The organism is Streptococcus sp. LMAG:39 (assembly GCF_008680485.1).
GTDB lineage: Bacteria > Bacillota > Bacilli > Lactobacillales > Streptococcaceae > Streptococcus > Streptococcus pasteurianus.
The window spans coordinates 2,119,593-2,141,146 of record NZ_NALE01000001.1 but is presented as its reverse complement, the minus strand read 5'-3'; the positions used below and the strand labels follow the sequence as shown (position 1 = coordinate 2,141,146).

19 protein-coding genes, 1 pseudogene and 1 riboswitch are annotated in these 21,554 nt (G+C 37.6%); of the genes and pseudogenes, 7 read left to right on the top strand and 13 right to left on the bottom strand.

The features are described 5' to 3' along the window. Positions 1–13: 13 nt before the first annotated feature. Entirely contained in the window at positions 14–847 is an 834-nt protein-coding gene (locus tag CCC20_RS10960) for a PRD domain-containing protein (RefSeq protein ID WP_003064658.1), read from the bottom strand. A 650-nt stretch (positions 848–1,497) separates the two neighbouring features. Between CCC20_RS10960 and CCC20_RS10955 the strand changes: the two genes are divergently transcribed. Together CCC20_RS10955 and CCC20_RS10950 are read left to right on the top strand one after the other, a co-directional pair. Beyond that, positions 1,498–2,106 carry a TVP38/TMEM64 family protein gene (locus CCC20_RS10955; RefSeq protein ID WP_003064655.1) on the top strand — a complete coding sequence of 203 codons (609 nt, stop codon included), beginning with the start codon at positions 1,498–1,500 and terminating at the stop codon, positions 2,104–2,106. A 234-nt stretch (positions 2,107–2,340) separates the two neighbouring features. Next, positions 2,341–3,795 (top strand): alpha-amylase, encoded by a 1,455-nt coding sequence (locus CCC20_RS10950; RefSeq protein WP_041974019.1) that lies wholly within the window; start codon positions 2,341–2,343, stop codon positions 3,793–3,795. 138 nt (positions 3,796–3,933) lie between these two features. On the opposite strand, the gene CCC20_RS10945 is transcribed toward CCC20_RS10950, so the two are convergent. The 9 genes from CCC20_RS10945 to CCC20_RS10905 form a co-directional block, all read right to left on the bottom strand. Then, entirely contained in the window at positions 3,934–5,670 is a 1,737-nt protein-coding gene (locus CCC20_RS10945; RefSeq protein WP_003064652.1) for an ABC transporter ATP-binding protein, read from the bottom strand. Between the two features lies 1 nt (position 5,671). Continuing rightward, complete coding sequence (locus CCC20_RS10940) at positions 5,672–7,396, bottom strand: ABC transporter ATP-binding protein (protein WP_041974015.1); 1,725 nt, start codon at positions 7,394–7,396, stop codon at positions 5,672–5,674. A gap of 39 nt (positions 7,397–7,435) precedes the next feature. Next, positions 7,436–8,038 (bottom strand): lysozyme family protein, encoded by a 603-nt coding sequence (locus CCC20_RS10935; RefSeq protein WP_003064649.1) that lies wholly within the window; start codon positions 8,036–8,038, stop codon positions 7,436–7,438. After that, on the bottom strand, positions 8,038–9,015 hold the full coding sequence (locus CCC20_RS10930) for a nucleoid-associated protein (RefSeq protein WP_003064647.1): 978 nt from the start codon (positions 9,013–9,015) through the stop codon (positions 8,038–8,040). Before CCC20_RS10930 ends, CCC20_RS10935 begins: the two co-directional genes overlap by 1 nt. Before the next feature lie 44 nt (positions 9,016–9,059). Further along, positions 9,060–10,310: a serine hydroxymethyltransferase gene (gene glyA, locus CCC20_RS10925; RefSeq protein WP_058692872.1), complete on the bottom strand. Its 1,251-nt coding sequence runs from the start codon at positions 10,308–10,310 to the stop codon at positions 9,060–9,062. Positions 10,311–10,413: 103 nt separating this feature from the next. Beyond that, the gene (locus CCC20_RS10920; protein WP_058692871.1) at positions 10,414–11,013 is read right to left on the bottom strand and encodes an L-threonylcarbamoyladenylate synthase; all 600 of its coding nucleotides are present in this window, start codon (positions 11,011–11,013) and stop codon (positions 10,414–10,416) included. Further along, entirely contained in the window at positions 11,006–11,836 is an 831-nt protein-coding gene (prmC, locus tag CCC20_RS10915) for a peptide chain release factor N(5)-glutamine methyltransferase (protein ID WP_058692870.1), read from the bottom strand. Before prmC ends, CCC20_RS10920 begins: the two co-directional genes overlap by 8 nt. Beyond that, positions 11,836–12,915, bottom strand: a complete 1,080-nt coding sequence (gene prfA, locus CCC20_RS10910) for a peptide chain release factor 1 (protein WP_013851786.1) — start codon at positions 12,913–12,915, stop codon at positions 11,836–11,838. Before prfA ends, prmC begins: the two co-directional genes overlap by 1 nt. A 38-nt stretch (positions 12,916–12,953) precedes the next feature. Next, entirely contained in the window at positions 12,954–13,535 is a 582-nt protein-coding gene (locus CCC20_RS10905; RefSeq protein WP_003064637.1) for a thymidine kinase, read from the bottom strand. A gap of 310 nt (positions 13,536–13,845) precedes the next feature. Between CCC20_RS10905 and CCC20_RS11450 the strand changes: the two are divergent. The 3 genes and pseudogenes from CCC20_RS11450 (at position 13,846) to CCC20_RS10895 (ending at position 15,406) form a co-directional block, all read left to right on the top strand. Continuing rightward, positions 13,846–14,045: pseudogene (locus tag CCC20_RS11450) on the top strand (hypothetical protein). 104 nt (positions 14,046–14,149) lie between these two features. Further along, positions 14,150–14,335, top strand: a complete 186-nt coding sequence (locus tag CCC20_RS10900) for a 4-oxalocrotonate tautomerase (RefSeq protein WP_002885057.1) — start codon at positions 14,150–14,152, stop codon at positions 14,333–14,335. Between the two features lie 132 nt (positions 14,336–14,467). Beyond that, positions 14,468–15,406, top strand: coding sequence for an FAD:protein FMN transferase (locus CCC20_RS10895; protein ID WP_013851783.1), 939 nt, complete (start codon positions 14,468–14,470; stop codon positions 15,404–15,406). A 49-nt stretch (positions 15,407–15,455) separates the two neighbouring features. On the opposite strand, the gene CCC20_RS10890 is transcribed toward CCC20_RS10895, so the two are convergent. Together CCC20_RS10890 and CCC20_RS10885 are read right to left on the bottom strand one after the other, a co-directional pair. Continuing rightward, complete coding sequence (locus CCC20_RS10890; RefSeq protein ID WP_013851782.1) at positions 15,456–16,745, bottom strand: nucleobase:cation symporter-2 family protein; 1,290 nt, start codon at positions 16,743–16,745, stop codon at positions 15,456–15,458. Beyond that, on the bottom strand, positions 16,738–17,319 hold the full coding sequence (locus tag CCC20_RS10885) for a xanthine phosphoribosyltransferase (protein WP_003064631.1): 582 nt from the start codon (positions 17,317–17,319) through the stop codon (positions 16,738–16,740). The genes CCC20_RS10890 and CCC20_RS10885 overlap by 8 nt, the downstream gene beginning before the upstream one ends. A 174-nt stretch (positions 17,320–17,493) precedes the next feature. After that, positions 17,494–17,589, bottom strand: a riboswitch (purine riboswitch). Positions 17,590–18,338: 749 nt separating this feature from the next. Between CCC20_RS10885 and CCC20_RS10880 the strand changes: the two genes are divergently transcribed. Further along, positions 18,339–18,578: a hypothetical protein gene (locus CCC20_RS10880; protein ID WP_230321652.1), complete on the top strand. Its 240-nt coding sequence runs from the start codon at positions 18,339–18,341 to the stop codon at positions 18,576–18,578. Between the two features lie 50 nt (positions 18,579–18,628). On the opposite strand, the gene guaC is transcribed toward CCC20_RS10880, so the two are convergent. After that, complete coding sequence (gene guaC, locus CCC20_RS10875) at positions 18,629–19,612, bottom strand: GMP reductase (RefSeq protein ID WP_003064628.1); 984 nt, start codon at positions 19,610–19,612, stop codon at positions 18,629–18,631. Positions 19,613–19,998: 386 nt separating this feature from the next. Here guaC and CCC20_RS10870 point away from each other — a divergent pair, with 386 nt between their 5' ends. Beyond that, complete coding sequence (locus tag CCC20_RS10870; protein ID WP_287180247.1) at positions 19,999–21,549, top strand: ABC transporter permease; 1,551 nt, start codon at positions 19,999–20,001, stop codon at positions 21,547–21,549. The last annotated feature ends 5 nt before the right edge of the window (positions 21,550–21,554 follow it).

The window sequence follows — 21,554 nt, the reverse complement described above, 5'->3', positions numbered from 1 at the left end:
TCCTTAATCATTATTATAATAATCGCTGTATATGTAAAACTAAAAACACTTTCTCACACTTATAACTGTCTACCTCCATCTCTCGGGTGACAATATCATAAATATCACTACCAATTCGATAGGCTAAAGGGTAAGTTAATCGTACTTGCTTCTCTATCTCCAACCATGATTTGTTTTCGTTTTCACTTCGATTTAAAGAATCTAAAAAATAATTCAAATGAATCATAAAACGATCATAAAAACTACTGTTTTCACTTGTTCGTTTGATATTGTTCTTTTCCAGCACACCATCAACTAAATGTAAAATATTTTTCTTTACTTCTAAATTTTTCTCTTTTTGTAATATCATCACTCCTTCAGCATTCATAAAGTGATAAGCAATCCTGCTAACTTCTTCATCAGGAAGCGACTCGAGTAAGTTCTTACGATAAATATCAAGTGCTTCTTGCCCTATTTGATAGGGAATAGGATATTTGGAAGAAACATCTGGAAGACTACTAGACTTATATTTTCCAGCTACAAGGGCTTGATAGGAGCAATAAATATGATCTGTCAATGTCACATAAATATATTCCTGTACCGGATAGTGATATTTCTTAGACAGACAATCTACAACATCATAGGTAACCGTGATGAAGTCTAATGGTATATTTTTTAATAAAGAAATAAAGTTCTCTTTTGATTCCTCTGTTCGAAGATGAAAAATCTTTTCAATCTTTTCTTCATTGACGGTATCACCTTTATTCTTGTTAAATCCAATACCACTTCCAATCAAAACAACTTCTTCTCCATTCACATCTTGTGCTAAAGTAACATTGTTATTCATAGAAGATATTATTTGGTACATAATCCCTCCTGATTAGCTAAGCAAAAAGGCGTAATCATAATATAAATTAAAGAATACAAGTCTAATGATTGTCTCTCCAAATTCATTTATGATCACGCCTAATCCCGCTTAGTAACGCTTGCTTTATTTAATTATGCATTTATTATAGCACACCCTTTTTTATTTGTAAACCCTTTCTTGTTTATTTTTTTGTTTTTTTGTTTAAAAATCAACAATAAAATCTTAAAGTACAATTAGTCATATGAAAATAATCATAAGTGTTTTGTTAAATAACCCTTCCTAACTAACAAAATTAAAGAAAAAATTTTGATCAATACATTAAACAGAAATACTCTCCTAAAATGATAATAAGACACCAAGGGGCAGTTATTCCATTTTAACCATCTATTTACTGGATTCAGCAAGAATGGGACTTACCAAAGAAGATATCCCTTGTCCTTGCAGAGGGAAGGATAAAAAAAGCAAGCGGCTGGAAAACCACTTGCTTAGGAGTTATATGAAAAGTTTTTAGGATAGTTATATTATATGACTTTCTAGGATAGGAAACATCCGTCTTGAGACCTATTTTAAAAAAGTGATAAATGAATCTTAAAAAGTTGACTGATGTTAGCAAAAAGTTTTACAATAAATATCATTAAGTAAGATTGGAGATGAGATTTCTGTTTAACAATTACAAACTTGTGCAACGTTTGATTCACATCATTTCAGCTATTGTTTTTATCGCTTCTTGTCTCTTTGTGATTTGGCTTTATCAGCATGGCTATCTAACCAATCAGGCTAAATTACAAACGCTTGTGGGGCAAGATAAATTTTTAGGAGCACTTTTCTTCATTCTTCTACAAATGATGCAGGTTGTTGTGCCAATTGTCCCTATTAGTTTGACCATGGTTTTAGCTGTTATGACTTTTCACCCAGTTATTGGTATTTTAACGAGTTGCATTGGTATTATTCTTGGTTCGACTATTTTATTTTTACTGACACGTTGGTATGGAAAACGATTTTGCCTGCTTTTCGTCAAAGAAGCTACTTTCAATAAATATGAAAAACTCGTTGCCACCCATAGATCATTTACTATCTTTTTTATTTTATGTATGATATCACCCTTTGCACCTGCTGATTTACTTGTGATGTTAGCCGCGCTTAGCAACATGTCCTTTAAAACTTTTTCAAAAATCATTATCCTTTGTAAACCAATTTCCATTATCGGACACGTGTTAATTCTCACTTATGGTGGTGAATGGGCGCTACATTTTCTTTAAAACTTGAAAAATTTGAGATTTGTTTCTCAGATTTTTTAGTTTCTCTCAAAGTCTAATTGAATCAAGAATTCTTCATCATTCCTAAACTCCTCTTCACATCATTTTAGAAAATATTATACCAGAATTCTTTGCTTGTTTTGATAGGAAGAGATATTTTTTATTACGCAAACGCTTGCGTTATTTTATCTTTTTGGTAAAATGAAAGAAAAAAGTCTTTCTCCTAGGAGCCTTATTATGACAAATGAAACTCTGATGCAATATTTTGAATGGTATTTACCAAATGACGGGAAACACTGGCAACGATTAGCAGCTGATGCTCCCGAACTAGCTCAAAAAGGCATTTCTAAAATCTGGTTACCTCCTGCTTTTAAGGCTACACACGCTGGCGATGTTGGCTATGGTGTTTATGACCTTTTCGACCTCGGAGAATTTGACCAAAAAGGAACGATTCGAACCAAATATGGAACTAAAGCCGATTATCTCGCTGCCATTGCTAGCTTAAAAGAAAATGGTATTGAGCCCTTAGCGGATGTGATTTTGAATCACAAGGCAGCAGCTGACCACACCGAAATCTTTACTGTTGTCGAAGTGGTGCCAGAGGACCGCACAGAGGTTCTTAGTGAGCCTTTTGAAATCGAAGGTTGGACAAATTTTACCTTTGCAGGTCGGCATAAAACCTATAATGATTTTGAGTGGCATTGGTATCATTTTACAGGAACAGATTATAATGTCAAAACTGGAAAAACTGGAATTTTTCAAATTCAAGGCGACAATAAAGGTTGGGCAAATCAAGGTTTAGTTGACGGTGAAAATGGGAATTATGACTATCTGATGTATGCTGATTTGGATTTCAAACACCCTCAAGTCATTAAAAACATTTACGATTGGGCAGACTGGTTTGTTCAAACAACTGGTATCGCTGGTTTTCGATTAGACGCTATCAAACACATTGATTCTTTCTTCATGGGCAATTTTATCCGTGATATGAAATTAAAATACGGCGACGATTTCTACGTCTTTGGTGAATTTTGGAATGGTGATGAACAGTCTAACAACGATTACTTGGAAAATACCGATTATCGTTTTGATTTGGTAGATGTCCGCCTTCATCAAAATCTCTTTGAAGCTAGCCAAGAAATGGAAGATTATGATTTGCGGACAATTTTTGACCAAACCTTGGTCAAGAATCACCCAGATTCTGCTGTTACTTTTGTCGATAACCATGACACACAACGTGGGCAGGCTTTGGAATCAACCATTGCAGAATGGTTTAAGCCTGCTGCTTACGCTTTGATTCTACTTCGTCAGACTGGATTGCCTTGTATTTTCTATGGTGATTACTACGGCATTTCTGACGAATTTGCGCAAGAAAATTTCCAAAACGAGATTGACCAATTGTTGCAACTTCGTCAAACAGCTGTCTATGGACAGGAAGAGGATTACTTTGATGACCCAAATTGCATTGCGTGGACTTGTCTTGGGGATGATGAACACCCCACAGCACTAGCTATACTCATCAGTAATGCTAACGCTACTTCAAAACGCTTATTTGTTGGCGAGAAATGGGCTAACCACATTTTTACAGACGCCTTAGAAAATAATCAGACCGAGGTCACGATTGATGCGCAAGGCTATGGCGTTTTTCCTGTTAATGAAAAATCTGTCAGCGCATGGGGACCAAATCACTAATGAATACAAAGAAACTCCCTTAGAATAGCGATTTCTAAGGGAGTTTCTTTTCTAATTTAAACTGAGAATCGAAAAATTCTTACATCTGTTTACATAATTATATTTACGTAAACAACGATGACAACTTTCACATCTTTTCTACCCTGCTTGGGCTGTTTGCATTTGGTAATAAACGCCTTGTTTTGCCATTAAATCGTCATGCGTACCATGTTCAACAATGTCACCATCTACCATGACTAAAATAAAATCAGCTGATTGAATTGTTGACAAGCGGTGTGCAATGATAAAACTTGTCCTTCCTTGCATTAATTTTTCAAAAGCTTCTTGAATCAACACTTCTGTCCGAGTATCGATAGATGAAGTTGCTTCATCGAGAATTAGGATTTTTGGTAGTTTGACAAAAATTCGAGCAATCGTTAACAGCTGACGTTGTCCTTGCGACAATGACGCTCCTGCATCAGCCAGATAAGTATCGTAACCATTTGGCAACTGACGAATAAAGAAATCAGCATTGGCTGCTTTTGCGGCAGCAATGACTTCTTCGCGTGTAGCATCAGGATTTCCATATGCAATATTATCGTGAATCGTTCCAACTTTCAGCCACGTTTCTTGCAATACCATACCGATTTGTTGGCGCAATTCTGATACAGAATAATCTGCCATAGAAACGCCATCCAAATAAATAGCTCCGCTATTGACTTCATAAAAACGCATTAAAAGATTGATTAAAGTTGATTTTCCTGCCCCCGTTGGTCCAACGATAGCCACTTTTGAAGCCGCTGGGATTGATAAATTAAGGTGGTTAATCAAGGTATTTTGGCTAGTATAACCAAACGACACATCTTTGAATTCAATTTGTCCTTGGATACTATCCGCGTTAAGCTGAGCTTTTACTGGAAGAGGCTCATTTTCTTCGTCTAAAATAGCGTAGAGACGTTCTGCACAGGCAATGGCGCTCTGCAATTCTGACAAAACGGATGAAATGTCATTAAATGGCTTGGTGTATTGATTGACATAATTCAAGAAAGTTGTCAATTGCCCAACTGTAAAAGCGCCTGACATAATCCGAAGTGCCCCTACTCCTGCCAAGAGAGCATAAATCAAGCTATTAATGAAACGCGTTGACGGATTAACCGCTGAAGAATAGAAAATAGCTCCTTGTGAGTAATCAGCATAAGTATCATTAATCGTCGTGAAAGTGTCAATAGCCATATCTTGCGCATTGAAGGTGTGGAGTAAACTTTCTTGACGAATCATTTCTTCAATATACTGCGTTTGTTGCCCGCGTGATTTTGTTTGATTTTGATAAAGATGATAACTCTTTTGAGCAATAAAACGTGCTAAGAAAAGTGATAATGGTGTCAAAATTAGCACCAAACCAAGCATTAACAAATCAATATCAGCCATTGTCACAATGGTAATGATAATCGTTAGAATACCAATGAAAAATTGATTGAACACCATTAACAGACCATTGCTCAATTGTTCGGCATCAGTTGTCACACGACTAACCAAATCACCTGAACTTTTCTTGTCAAGATAAGAAATCGGCATCTGGTTTAATTTTTCCATGACTTTTTGACGCAATGTGTAAATGTAACCAAACGTTAGACGGTTATAAATCAATGGATTCACCCATTGCACCAAGGTATTCAAAGCGACAACAACAATCATTTTCGCTACAATTGGCACAATTAAACTAATTGATTTCGGAGATAAGACAACGTCCACCGCATTCCCAATCAAAATAGGCAAATAAACGGTCAGAGCGACTTGCGCAATCGTTCCAAGTGTGGCACCAAGAACAAGTCCTTTTTGTGATAAAAGATCTTGGAACAAACGGCGGCTAGTATGATTTTGATTTTTTGCCTTCATCTTACGCCTCCTTTTCTTCTTGGTGTTGTGAGTAATGAATAGCGCGGTAAACATCATTTTGCTTGAGTAACTCATCATGGCTGGCAAAACCAAGTTGATGTCCTCTATCTAGCAGCAAAATCTTATCAGCTGCTTTCAAGCTATTAGTGCGTTGTGAAATCAAAACAAGAGTCACTTCTTTTAATTCCTCATGAATGGCTGATAGCAACTTCGCTTCTGTTAAATAATCAAGCGCTGATGTCGAATCATCCAAGATTAAGAACGGCGCTTTTCTAACAAGCGCACGCGCAATTGTCAAACGTTGACGTTGTCCGCCAGAGAAATTACGACCAAATGCCTCAACCTTGGCATCCAATTGTCCCTCTTTTTCTGACACAAAATCGCTAGCTTGAGCAATATCCAAAGCTCTCCAGAGCTCATTATCACTCACCTCATCACGAATTCCCAAAATCAAATTTGAACGAATTGTTCCTTGAAATAACTCTGCCTTTTGTGGCACCACATTGACCCAAGAACGCCATTCCCCAAGTGTTTTAGGAGAGTGCTGATTTTGAAAAATAGCTAAGCTTCCCTCTTGCGGTGTGTAGAGATGAGTGAGAAGTTCGACTAAAGTTGATTTCCCAGAGCCTGTTCCACCAATCACACCTAAAAAGTCACCAGCGTTCACACTAAAATCAATATGTGACAGCGACGGCTCGGCAGCGGTTGGATAGGTGAACGTCATGTCTTTGACCGCCAAAGCAAATGCTGACTCACTTTGTATCAGCTCAGTTGCCAAATTTTCAGAATCCTTTTCAAATACTTCTGTGATACGTTTAGCGCTGATAAAAGATTGGTTCAATGATGTGACAAGCATGGTCATCTTGAGCAATTCCGTCAAAATTTGCAAGAGGTAATTCACCAAAGCAATCAACATTCCTTGTGACAAAAGCCCACGACCGATTTCAAGATTTCCTTGCCAAATCACCAAAATCAATGTGCCATTAACCACCAGATAAGTCAACGGCGTTACGAGACTTGATAGGTGACCAGCTTTAATTTGCAAGTCAGTATAATCTTGGTTGGCTGCCGCAAATTCTTGTTCTTCTGCTACAACCTGACCAAAGGCACGAATCACACGCACACCTTCTAATTGCTGGCGTGTCATATTGACAATTCTATCGGTAGCCTGACGAATCTTTGCGTAAATCGGATTGAGCAAGTGCGACATGGTAAAGACAATCGCAAACAAAATCACCACCATTAACAAGAAGTCAATCGTCATTTTAGGACTAATGGTAAATGCCATGATAATCGCACCAAAAACAATAATCGGTGCTCGTAAAAACAGACGTAAAAATTGGTTGATACCTGTTTGAATTTGGTAAGTATCGCTTGTCAAACGCGTTACTAAACTAGATGTTGTCAGCTGGTCACGATCCTCTTTACTCAAGCCCATGATTTTTTTAAATAAATCCTTTGTCAACTGACGTGTGTAGCCAACGGCAGCCTTGGAAGAAAAATATTGTGCTGTAATAGCTACAAACATCCCAACAATTGCCAGTAAAAATAACAGCCCTACCATCATATAAAGGTGATTTTTATCATGATGAGGGATAATGGTATCAACAATTCTAGCAATAATAATCGGAACTAAAAGCTCGAAAGATGCTTCAAACAATTTGAAAAGGGGACCTAAGATTGTCTCCTTGAGGTACCCTTTAAAATAATGACTTAATGCTTTCATTCTTCTCTTTTCTAATAGAGCATTAGCTCTCATGTCATTTTAAAATAAACTCATCAATTCAATCAAATACAGATTAAAGTGAACTTCACGAGAATAATAAATATTCCCACCATTTTTATACAATTTTCCACCTGAGATAAGGGCAAGGGGATGGTAATAAAAATAAGTTTCTCCCGTTGTATTTCCAAGACTTGGAGCGACAACATTACGAGAATAAGCTGTTGCCAAAGCAATCGTATTTTCGCCACCATTTTTTGCCACGTAATCAATATAAGCAGTTCCGAAATTGTAAGCTTGCACGGCCGTCCAGACATCTACTCCTGCTTCATCTGCCAAGGTAAGATTTTCTGAAAGTACCGTCACGCCTTGACGAATACTGGTCTGGCTATCCGTAATGGAATTAGCAACACCGTCTGAACTTTCGCTTGATTGCATAACATCACCGTCATCTCCCTTGGTCTCCGTGTAAATCATCGCCAAGACCAAATCAACATTGGCGGTGGTATCGTTGTCGTCTAAAATCTCCTTGACCATATCTTTATACTGTAAAACATTTTGTACGTTTTTGTGAACCACATACGTTTGGTAACCACAAAAAATGACAAAGCCCAGTATGATTAGACGCCCTAAGAACTTAAACATTATTTATTTTGAATATCCTCTATATTTTTAATCAAGATAGAATAGGTTCCATTTGGATTTTGGATAAATTCTACCGATTCAGCGTCGTCATAGACATTATTAGGTACAATCAGTTGAATACCATTGGATAGGGATAACTTCTGATTTTCCAATTTTTTCGTCTGACGTGAATGGTCAATATCTGCTACTTGAATTGGTTCTGGAATACTTTCTTTTAACTCATCAACAAAAGTTAAACGAGCAGTCAAATTACTATCAAAAAGTTGGTCTGCCAATTTTTCTGGTGATAATTCTTGCTCTTCTTCCAGATTTTTATGGATAGCAGCTTTCATTTTGGATTGGAAAGCAAAATCATCTTGTTGGAAACTTTCAGCAATTTTCTGCGCTGTTTGTTCAACCATTCTTATCGATTTTTTCACCGATTGCTCTGGTTGGACTTGCAAGAGATTTTCTGAAAAATAATTAGCAAAGCTACCATTATGCTTGACACGCTTCTCAATCAAATAATAATGATGATTAGAGCAATTAATCACCAAAGCTTCATCTGGTGTTTGCGCAGCTGACGGCAGATTATTTTGTGTCACCTTAATCGGACTTTCACTATCACTAGAAATATGGGTGAAATTTTCCTTCAAAGCAATACGAAGAAAGGCAAAATGTTCAACACCGTCTTTGTCAAATTGGATAAAAACCAAATCATTTGTTTTTTGATTTTCCGAGATGACAAATTCTTCTTTCCAAAGTTGGGCAATCTTAACAGATGACTCCATCAAATCATCACTTAAATAGCTAAGAAAGACATTATCTTCTGCAAACATTCCACGTTTAGCTTCATCTGAGAAAACTTTGCTTAGTTTTTTACGAAAATACTCATCAATACGTGGCGTGATTGTCAACAATTGGTCTGACAAGATCAGCTCAGTATCGTTGGGTGTAAATTGATGAATAACAATGCGTTTAATATATAAATCAATCATGATTAGTTTTGTGGTTGAATACCCAAATAATATTCAACTGTTCGTTAATAAAGCGGGAAGGCATCTGTCAATGCTTTAACCTCGCGACGAACCTCCTCTAAAATAGTTTCGTTTTGATAATTTTCAAGTGCCTTAACAATCAATTCAGCAATAGCACGCGATTCTTTTTCACCCATGCCACGGCTCGTAATCGCTGGTGAACCGATACGAATACCTGATGTTTTAAACGGTGATAAAGTTTCAAATGGAATTGAATTTTTATTGAGCGTGATGTTAACAGACTCAAGGACATTTTGCGCCACTTTCCCATTTTCAACGACTTTTGTCACGTCAACAAGAAAGACATGATTGTCTGTGCCGCCTGAAATCACACGGAAATTTGGGTGTTGATTAAAGACATCAGCCATAGCGGCAGCATTTTTAATCACATTTTCGCCATATTCTTTGAAAGCAGGGTCCAACGCTTCTTTGAGCGCGACAGCTTTACCTGCAATGACATGCATCAATGGTCCACCTTGCAATCCAGGGAAAACAGCAGAATTGATTTTTTTAGCGAGAGCTTCGTCATTTGTTAAAATCAATCCACCACGAGGACCGCGAAGCGTCTTATGTGTCGTTGTGGTTGTAATATGCGCATAAGGAACTGGGCTTGGATGATGACCTGATGCCACAAGACCTGCAATGTGCGCCATATCCACCATAAGATAAGCACCGACACTATCTGCTATGGCACGAAAACGTTGAAAATCAATAATACGTGAGTAAGCTGATGCTCCCGCTACAATCAATTTTGGTTTCACTTCTTCTGCTAGCTCGGCTAATTTATCATAATCAATGCGTTCTGTCACAGGATCAACCGTGTAAGAAATAAAGTGGTATGTTTTCCCTGAAAAACTAACAGGAGCACCGTGTGTCAAATGTCCACCAGCAGCCAAATCCATTCCAAGGACTGTATCGCCAGGTTGAATCAAAGCCATATAAGCTGCGGCATTAGCTTGACTTCCTGAATGAGGTTGGACATTCGCAAATTTAGCTCCGAATAATTCTTTTGCACGGTCAATCGCTAAATTTTCAACGATATCCACACAATCTGTTCCGCCATAATAACGTTTGCCAGGGTATCCTTCAGCGTATTTATTGGTTAACAATGTGCCTTGAGCTGCCATGACAGCTTTTGAAACAACATTTTCAGAGGCAATGAGTTCTATGTTATTTTGTTGACGAACTTCTTCAGCATGCACTGCTTCCCAGAGTTCTTTGTCAAATGTTTCGTAGTTTTCCTTGTCAAAAATCATATCCTTATCTCCTTTTTGATAAGATCATGTCACATTCCTTAAAAGTTTGGCAGCTCCAAGATGATGTAAAAGCTGCATCAGTATGAGAAGAATTTTCCAAAAATCACTCTTTCGTAAATGTTAAATCAGGCACAACTGTTAATAAGTCGTTTTTGGTAATCGCACCTTGACGTAAAATACGAGCAGTTTTTCCAGATAAATCCAAAATTGTCGAGTCAACCCCTGTTAAGGCAGCATCGTCAGCAAAACCAGTCACAGTACCACCGAACTGTTTTTGAATTTCCTTGAAAACTTTCCCACTTTCTTGTCCAGAAATGTTAGCTGACGGACCAATTAAGGGGCCAGCTTTCTTAATCAATTTCAAGGTTTGTGGGTGATTGGGAATTCTAAAACCAATTGTTGATAAGCCAGAATTGATCCAAGCTGGCACGCGGTCATTAGCTTGTAAAATAATGGTTAACGGACCAGGTAAAAAAGCATCATAAAGCTTTTTGAGATAACTTGGTTGCTGTTTTGAAAAAGCTAAAATTGTCTCAAAATCAGCTACGTTGAGATTCATCGCCTTGTCTTTAGGACGACGTTTGAGTTGGTAAACATGCTCAACGGCATTCTCATTCATCGCTTGAGCAAAAAGCCCATAAACGGTTTCTGTCGGTAAAATCACCGCTCCACCATTTTGCAAAATTGTTTCTAAATCAGTCATTATCCATCACGACCATTCTATCTTTACCGAACATATCTTTAATGACACGAACGCGTTTAGCAGGAAAATGCTTGCTCAACAAAGCACGCAAACCTTCTCCTTGTTTATAACCAATTTCAAAATAAAGTTTTCCGTTTTCGGTCAAATGCTCACTAGCATTCTCAATAATCTGACGATAAATGGCAAAGCCGTTTTCATCTGCAAAAAGTGCTAAATGCGGTTCTGAAGCGAGCACATTAATGCCAACTTCATCTTCATCGTCATAAGCAATATAGGGCGGATTTGAAATAATCATATCAAATCTTTCTGTAATTTGGCTAAAAACATCAGATTGAATCAAGGTCAGCTCTACTTGATTTTTGAGGGCATTCTCTTTCGCTAATTGTAGGGCGTCTGCTGAAATGTCAGAGGCGGTTACTTGCCAATTTGGTCGCGCAGCCTTGAGCGAAATGGCAATCGCACCGCTTCCTGTACCAATATCTAAAACTCGCAAGTCAGCTCTGCTATTTTCCTTTAAAACCAAATCAACCAGCTCCTCAGTTTCAGGTCGTGGAATCAAAACACGCTCGTCAACTGAAAGCTCTAAATCGCGAAAATAGGCTTTCCCTGTGATGTACTGAGGTGATCGATGTGCTGTCAACTGAACCATGATTTGCTCGAGTAACATTTGGTCTTTTTCAGTGATAGCTTGGTTCTGATGTAAGATGAAATCGAGCAAGGTCCAACCTTTTAATTCACGGAAAACGTAAGTGAGATTTTCTGGGTCCTCGCCGATTGCTTGTAATTGTTTTTCTAGTTGGCTGATTGTTTCAGCGTAATTCATTATTGATTTAACTCTTCTAATTTCTTAGTTTGGTCAAAAAGAATAAGAGCATCGATAACTTCGTCTAGTTTTCCTGACAAAATCGTATCTAATTTTTGCAATGTTAAACCAATGCGGTGGTCTGTGACACGGTTTTGTGGGAAATTATAAGTACGGATACGTTCTGAACGGTCACCTGTACCGATTGTTGATTTACGTTCAGCATCTTGTTCATTTTGAGCAATTTGGGCAAAGTGGTCAGCAACACGCGCACGAATAATTTTCATGGCTTTGTCACGGTTTTTCTGTTGCGTACGTTCTTCTTGCATTTCGACTTTAATACCAGTTGGAATGTGAACCATACGAACAGCTGTCGCAACTTTGTTGACGTTTTGTCCACCAGCACCTGAGGCGTGGTAAATATCCACACGCAAGTCTTTTGGATCGATTTCGTATTCGACTTCTTCAACCTCTGGCATGACAAGGACGGTTGCTGTCGAGGTATGAACACGACCTTGACTTTCTGTGACAGGGACACGTTGAACACGGTGAGCACCTGATTCGTATTTCAACTTAGAGTAAACAGATTGACCAGATACCATGACAACAACCTCTTTGATACCACCAACACCGTTGTAAGAAGCTTCCATGACATCGAATTTCCATCCTTGGTTTTCAGCATATTTTTGATACATTTGAAGAAGGTCGCTAGCAAAGAGCGCAGCTTCGTCACCACCAGCAGCACCACGGATTTCCAAGATGATATTTTTGTCATCGTTTGGATCTTTTGGTAAAAGAAGAATTTTAAGTTTTTCTTCGTATTCTTCTTTAGATGCTTTTGAGTCTTTGAGTTCCTCTTTCGCCATTTCTTCAAGTTCAGGATCGCCACCAGCGTCTTTAATCATTTCTTCAGCATCTTCGATGTTTTGAAGAATTTGTTTGTATTCGCGGTAAACAGTTACGGTTTCACGTGTGCTCGCTTCTTCCTTAGACAAAGCCATAAAGCGTTTTGTATCACTAACGACATCAGGGTCAGATAGCAATTCGCCTAATTCTTCGTAACGGTCCTCAACCGCTTGTAGCTGATCATAAATGTTCATTTGTTTTCGATTAACCTCTCTTTTGCAAATTCATTTTCTTATTTTTCTTTGGAAATCATTGGGTTAAAATAATGTTTACGGCAAACGGGGATATAGGTTTCGTTTCCGCCGATTTGAATTTGATTTCCTTCGTAAACAGGCTTGCCATTTTCAGTTCGCAAAACCATGGTTGCTTTTTTAGAACAAAATTGACAAATGGTTTTAATTTCATCAATTTTATCTGCTAATAACAGTAGATATTTGGAGCCTTCGAACAATTCATTTTGAAAATCATTTTTTAACCCAAAAGCCATCACAGGGACGTCCAAATCATCAACAACACGCGCCAAATCATAGACATGCTTTTTCGTTAAAAATTGACATTCATCAATTAAAACACAGTACGGTTTTTCTGGCAATTCTTGAATAAAAGCAAAAATATCCATTTCTTCCGTAATAGCAATCGCCTTGCGACGCATGCCAATACGACTTGAAACAACACCATAACCTTCACGCGTATCAAGTGCCGAAGTCATAATAACAACTGGTTTGCCTTGTTCTTCATAGTTATGAGCAACTTTCAAAATCTCAATGGTCTTTCCAGAATTCATGGTTCCATATTTATAATAGAGTTGAGCCAAAAGTGACAATCCTACCTTCTACTAATATTCTTCTATTCTACCATAAAATTGCCTAGGGTTAAATAAGTGAAGCTAGCATTTAGCATAATAGACCTTACAAACCTTTAAATAGACGAAGTAAATCGCTATAATGGACGAAAAAACTTGTTTACAGCAAAAAAGCCAAAAAGTATTGTTTTCTAGCTCATCATTCATTACTATTAATAAAATACACAAAAGTTGATTTTTTAGGCTCAAAGTGGCAGAAATGATATTGACTAAATACCATACATAGTTATTATTGAACTAACTAGCGAGGGTTAAGATTATTATGAAAGTTGGTTTTCGAAAACCAAGTTTAAAAAAGAGTTTGAATTCTCGGACAACGGCAAAATGGAAAAGTCAAACTAAAAAAGCTATCATCCCTAGCTATGGTAAAAAAGGAACAAGTTGGCTAAAAAAGCAGCCTATAATAAATTTTACCATAAAATCACATTTGCTCTTTCTGATATTCTGAAACTCTTTAAATAATATTTACCTTTGAAAATGCTTCTTCTCTTTCCTGAAAATTACTGAATTTATTCGCCAAATATGCTACAATGTTTGTGTTAGATAAATTATAAAAGGAGATTCTTATGCCATTCGTAAAAATCGATTTATTCGAAGGTCGTACTGAAGAACAAAAAATTGAGCTTGCTCGCGAAGTAACTGAGGTTGTTTCACGTGTCGCTAAAGCTCCAAAAGAAGCTATCCACGTTTTCATCAATGATATGCCAGAAGGAACTTACTACCCACATGGCGAAATGAAAAAGAAAAACTAAGTTTTGTTAATTTTAAAACACTTACTGCTTTCCTAGTCATGTCGATTAGGAAAGTTTTTTATACTTTTGAGCTTGATTTTCGTGATAGAAAGCGTTATCCTAATTTCATAAACTGATTTTGGAGGTGACATTTTGCAACTTACTCATAGCGTAAAGATGATGGGAACGATTATTGATATTGTCGTTGATTCTGACACTCCCCATCAGCACATCAAGGAAGTCTGTCATCTTCTAACCGTTTATAAGAATCGCTTTAGCGCCAACGATAACGATTCTGAGCTAATGATTATTAATCATAATGCTGGTATCGCTCCTGTCACTGTTCATCCAGATTTGTTTGAGCTTATCGAACTTGGTAAGACGCATAGTCTTTTACAACCTAGCAATCTTGATATTGCTATTGGTCCTTTGGTGCAAAGCTGGCGCATTGGTTTCGAAGATGCCAAGGTTCCTGACAAGGAAAACATTCAGAAAGCTATTGCACTCGCAAACCCAGAACACATCATTTTAAATGCAGCTGAAAAAAGTGTATTTCTTAATCACAAGGGCATGAAAATTGACCTTGGTGCGTTAGCCAAGGGTTACATTGCAGATAAAATCATGGATTATTTGAAAACTGAAAATGTTAGTTCTGCCATGATTAACCTTGGTGGCAATGTCCTTGTTTATGGCGATAATCCCAAGCGTGAAAATGGTGTTTGGCATATTGGTATCCAACATCCCCAAAAACAACGTGGCAACAATCTTGGTATTTTAACAATCAAAAATAAATCCGTCGTGACTTCAGGTATTTACGAACGACACCTACAAGTTGGTGATAAGGATTATCATCATATTTTTGACCGACATACAGGTTATCCTATCGAAACTGATATGGCGAGTTTAACAATTGTTTCAGACCTATCTGTTGATTGTGAAATATGGACGACACGTCTATTTGGTCTGCCAATTAAGCAAGCTTTTGAGACCATTCAAAGCACCCCAAATATCGAAGGAATTATCATTACCAAAGATAATCGTTTTGCAATCACCAGCGGTCTTAAACAAGATTTTCAATTACTCTATTCATAAGATACAAAAAAACATTTCCAAGGGAATTCCTTAGAAATGCTTTTTTAGTTTATTTTGTTTCTTCTGTTTTTGTTTTACCATTTAAAATCAAGTTAAGAACAACAGCAAACAAAGTTGCGATAACAATACCATTTGTCAAAAACATTTGAAGTGTGCTTGGTAGGCTATCAAAAAGATTTGTTCCGTCAAAACCAACGCCACAAGCAATTGACACCGCTGCAATGATAAAGTTGTGTTCGTTATGTTGGAAGTCAACTTGATTGAGCATTTGCATCCCTTGAAGAGCCACCATACCAAAAAGAACAATCATAGCACCACCAAGAACTGGGCTAGGAATCATTTGCGCCATAGCACCGAATTTGGGAAGAAGTCCAAGAATAATAAGGAACAAGGCTGTGTAGTAAATTGAACGGCGTGTTTTAATACCAGAAATACGAACCAAACCAACGTTTTGTGAAAATCCCGTATATGGGAATGTATTGAAAATACCACCGAGTAAAACAGCTGCACCTTCTGCACGGTAACCATTGCGGAGGCGTTTACTGTCAAGTTTTTCGCCAGTCAAATCAGACAAGGCAAGATAAACACCAGTTGATTCAACCATTGAAACGGTCGCAATGATACACATCATCACAATCGATGTGATTTCAAATTTTGGTGCACCGAAGTAGAATGGTTGTGGAATGTGAACAAGCGGTGCTTCAGTAACAACTGACGTGTCAACCAAGCCCATGAAAGCTGCAATAATTGTTCCACCAATCAAGCCAATCAAAATCGCAATAGATTTGATAAAACCTTTTGCAAAAACATTAACCGCAAGCACGATAGCAATTGTTATCAAGGCTAAAATCATTGATTGGGCCGTTGGAGAATCAGCATTGTTTCCCATATTTCCAATTGCAACAGGAATCAATGTTAAACCAATTGTTGTGATAACTGAACCTGTCACAACCGGTGGAAAGAAATCGGCAATTTTTGAAAAAATACCAGAAATCAAAATAACGTAAATTCCTGACACAATCAAAGCACCAAACATGTACCCTGAACCTTGTTTAGCACCAATGATTGAAAGCGGAGCAACTGATTGGAAAGCACATCCAAGAACAACTGGAAGCCCAATACCAAAGTGTTTGCGCAATTGAAGTTGTAAGAATGTTGCAACCCCACACATGAAAATGTCTGTTGAGATAAGATAAGTCAACTGTTCAGCTGAATAATTAAGTGCGCCAGCAATCATGATTGGCACTAAAATTGACCCAGCATACATAGCAAGCAAGTGTTGTAAACCAAGAATGGCTGCTTGTGAATGTTTTTGTTCGTTCATTTCCATTTTACGCATCTGCCTCCATAAAGACAACTTGTCCATCTTTAAATTCTTTGATACGTGCTAATGATGTTACAGGAACACCAGTTTCTTCCAATAATTGGCGACCAGTTTGGAAGGATTTTTCAATGACAATCCCAATACCAGCAACTTTCGCTCCTGCTTGACCAATGATTTCCAAAAGTCCTTTAGCAGCTTGTCCGTTTGCTAAGAAATCATCAACGATGAGAACAGTATCATCTTCTGACAAGAATTTACTTGCGATTGATACAGTGCTAGTCACACGTTTTGTAAATGAATAAACTTCTGCAGTTAAAATACCTTCAGTCATCGTGATATTTTTCGCTTTTTTAGCAAAAATCATCGGAACGTTCATCGCTTGCGCTGCGTAGAGAGCTGGGGCAATACCTGATGCTTCGATAGTAACAACCTTAGTAATACCAGCATCTTTGTAGGCATCAGCAAAGACTTTGCCGATTTCCTGCATTAATTCATAGTCAACTTGGTGAGTTAGGAAACTATCTACTTTCAAGATATCCTCACCTAAAACATTCCCATCATTTAAGATGCGATTTTCCAATAATTTCATGGATTCTCCTTCTGAAAATTTTTAAAAGCGAATTGGCTAAAAATAATAACTTATGATGAAACGTGACTAAGCATAAGGGCACATATAAAAGCAAACAAGAGGTGTTTACACATATGGTAAACACCTCTTGTTACTCGGTCATATTTTCACAACTATATGCAAAAATATCTCAACTATCATTGAGCAAAGACTTATTGTTAGACATTACGGTGTCTTGTAGAAACGCTACGCCCATTCGTAGCATAAATAAGTTTTATTAAATTTTAACCATCACTAACTAATGACACGTCTATTGTATCATTTTCAACGGTTATATGGCAAGATGACATTAGTCCTATATTAAAAGAAGTAATTTTCTGAAAATACAGTCATTAACATGTTATTAAGTGAAAAAACGTTAACACTATAAGAAGCTAATAATCCTAAAGGTGATTGAATGAGCGCTATTACCATCAAGACACTATAAACTGTTAGGATATTTAACATTATGCGATAAGGATGAAAGTAAGGTAGTATTGGGACATTAATCTCACTCAAGAAATAATAAAGCAGTCGATAAGACAAAGTCCACAATATGCTCAGTACAATAAATATCACCAAAGGTTGAGCGTGATCAGGCTAAGCACCAATCCATAAAGCCACAAATGGAATGAATAACTAAATCAATAACCACAAACCGTTAACCCAAAAGACTCTACTGTCAATCATTTCAATTGATTTAAATAAATTATGATGATTATGCTGCCCAATTTTCAAACGATGACCTCACAATTTTAAGTCTTTATGCGACAGACAGTCCACATATTGAACCAGACAAATTATTAAGAATTTTGAAAAAAACAAGTTGACAATCTTCCATTGACTGATATTGAATTAGCTCTAGCAAAACAATCACAAGCATTGTTATGTGTCACCTTTGCATAATTTCAATCTGACCTCACGAATGAAAGAGTGACAATATGTAATTGCTTGCAAAACATTCAAATACACTGATAATGGCTCTGTTGGGATAATGACCGATGATTGCCAAGTGCTTTGGCTTCTTGCAGCGGTTCGATGCTATTTACACTAACCAAGACCACTATACAACTCTGAACATTGCTCCTAACTACATTCGTGGCATTTGCCAAGAAATTATGGTTTTTGACGCTTTCCACCTTGTCAGAGCCCAACAAGGAACTGCTGTTCGTTCTAGGGAAAAGGTGCTAGCCGAGGCAGATGTCGACCTAAACAAAGTATTTTCAGAGTTTTATCATTAAAATGCAAAGAAAGCCTCTCCAAAAGAGCGGCTTTTATATCTATTTCAAACTTAAATCGAATCACCATTCCAAATGGAATTTTTAACGATGACGTAATCAACACGTGTTAAGCTGTGCAAATCACGTCCACCTGCATAAGAAATAGCACTTTGAAGGTCCTCTTGCATTTCAACAAGGGTATCTTTCAAATGTCCTTTGACTGGCAATAAGATTTTCTTTCCTTCGACATTTTTATGTTCACCTTTTTGGTATTCAGAAGCTGAACCGTAATATTCTTTATACTGCTCACCATCTACTTCAACCAATTTTCCTGGGCTTTCCAAATGCCCTGCAAATAATGAACCAATCATAACCATTGTTGCACCAAAGCGAATCGATTTGGCAATATCACCGTGCGTACGAATTCCCCCATCAGCAATAATCGGCTTACGAGCAGCTTTTGCACACCAACGAAGCGCAGCTAATTGCCACCCACCTGTTCCAAAACCAGTTTTTACTTTAGTGATACAAACTTTCCCTGGACCAATACCAACTTTCGTGGCATCAGCGCCAGCATTTTCTAACTCACGAACAGCCTCTGGCGTTCCGACATTACCAGCAATGACAAAGGTTTTAGGTAATTCTTTTTTGATGTGTTGAATCATGTTAATCACACTATCAGAATGTCCATGGGCAATGTCAATTGTGATAAATTCAGGTGCATCATCTTTTAAACTTGTGACGAAATCGTACTCATAGTCTTTAACACCTACTGAAATAGACGCAATTAACCCTTGCTCGTGCATACGCTCAACAAATGGTTTACGAGCCTCTTCATCAAAACGGTGCATAATGTAAAAATAACCATTCTTAGCCAAATCTTCTGCAATGTTTTCATCAATAATGGTCTGCATATTGGCAGGAATAACAGGCAATTTAAAAGTATAATCGCCAAGTGTCACCTGCGTGTCAGCTTCCGAACGACTACTGATGATACATTTATTGGGAATCAGTTGGATATCTTCGTAATCAAAGACAGGCATTTCGTTATACATATCAGTTTCTCCATAGCTTCTGCTACCGTAATTCCAACCTATCAAAACTGGCTTAATTAAAAAGAAAGTTACTTTTTGATAGTAAAGTTTGCCTAGTAGCTAGAAACTCTTTCATTAAAAAATGACCTTCCTATAACTCTCCTACGCTTGAAAATAGCAGAGCATCGCTAGGCAAAAACTTACCTTTCCGTTATTATTCTATAATACCGTTCGTTTTATGTCAATTATTTTATTTCATATTTTTAAAACGTTCGCTTTTGTCGTATGTTTTTTATGTTTAAAACGTGACAAAACGATTTAAGCTTTGTTTCAGTTTTCTTTCAGTTGAAATTAAGACGGGTTATCTATACTCGTTTTTGTATCAAAATTTCAAAGGAGAGTTTTATATGAACTTTATTAAGCGAGCTTGGCTTGCGACAAAAGCAAAGAAAGGACGTACGGCACTACTAATTTTAGTAACTAGTGCTATTTTAATTTTCGTTTTAGCTGGATTGACCATTAAAAATGCTGCCGATTCAGCTGTCGAATCAGCCAAAAGTGAAGCTGGCGCAACAGTCACCTTATCTGTTAATCGGGAAGCGATGATGAAAGCTTTCAATCCTGACAGCGACAGCAGTTCTGATGATTCTAGTGACGATAGTTCAGCAACTACTTCTGTTGACCTTGCGACAGCCAAGTCTATCGCTGAAAAAGACGGCGTAGCTTCTTATCTCTTTACCACAACAACGACAGCAACAGCTGGTGATGATATTTCTGCTATTTCGACATCATCTTCAACTTCTTCAGATGATTCAGATTCAAGCAGCGATGATTCATCTGATAGCAATCAACCCTCTGGTCGTGGCGGTATGGAAATGACATCTGGTGACTTTACCATTACAGGTGTCAACAGCACTGATTACGTGAGTGACTTTACATCTGGCACAAGTGAAATCACTGACGGTGTTGGTATTACGTCTGATACTGCGGATAATTCTGCGGTGATTTCTTCAGATTTAGCTGACGCTAATGACCTTAGTGTCGGAGATACCTTTACCGTAACAACAACCGTAGATGATACTGAAACAAGTTATACATTGACTGTCGTTGGTATCTATGAGAATTCATCAACAGCTACTACAGCTCAAATGATGTCTAATGCTTCAAATCCTCAAAACAATATCTACACCAATCTAACAACAGCAGATACAATGAAAGGTGAAACAGACACACTTGATTCAGCTGTTTATACTCTCTCAAATCCAGAAGATATGGACGATTTCGTTGACGAAGTAGAATCTGAAATCGATACTGATTCTTACTCTGTCACTTCAAGTGATGAAATCTACGAACAAATGCTTTCACCACTTAACAATATTTCATCAATCGCTCAAAACATCGTTATCTTAGTAGCGATCGCTGGCGCTGTTATATTGACACTTATTGTTATCCTTAGCATTCGTGAACGTCGTTATGAAATCGGTGTTCTGATGAGTCTCGGTGAAAATCGCATTAAGATTATCGGTCAATTCTTTATGGAACTCTTCATGGTAACGGTGGTATCACTTATTATTGCTTCATTTGCTGGTAATTTTGTGGGAAATGTGCTCGGTAATCAGCTCTTGTCATCATCAACTTCTACCGAACAAACGACCCAAAATTCAGGACTAAATGGCGGTGGTCCTGGTCAAGATACTAATTCTTCTGACAGCAACAATAGTGATTCTGGTCAAAAATCTGGTGCCCCTGGTGACGGCGGAGGTCGTGGCGACATGGGTAATATGGTATCAATGGCAACCTCTTCAACTCAAGCAATCGACGACCTTGATATCAAATTAACAGGAACTGATGTCGCAAAACTTGGTGGAATCGCACTTCTGATTTCATTTGTTTCAACAATTTTTGCAAGTATTGGCATTATCCGCATGAAACCTAAGGATATCTTATCATCTAACTAGAAAGG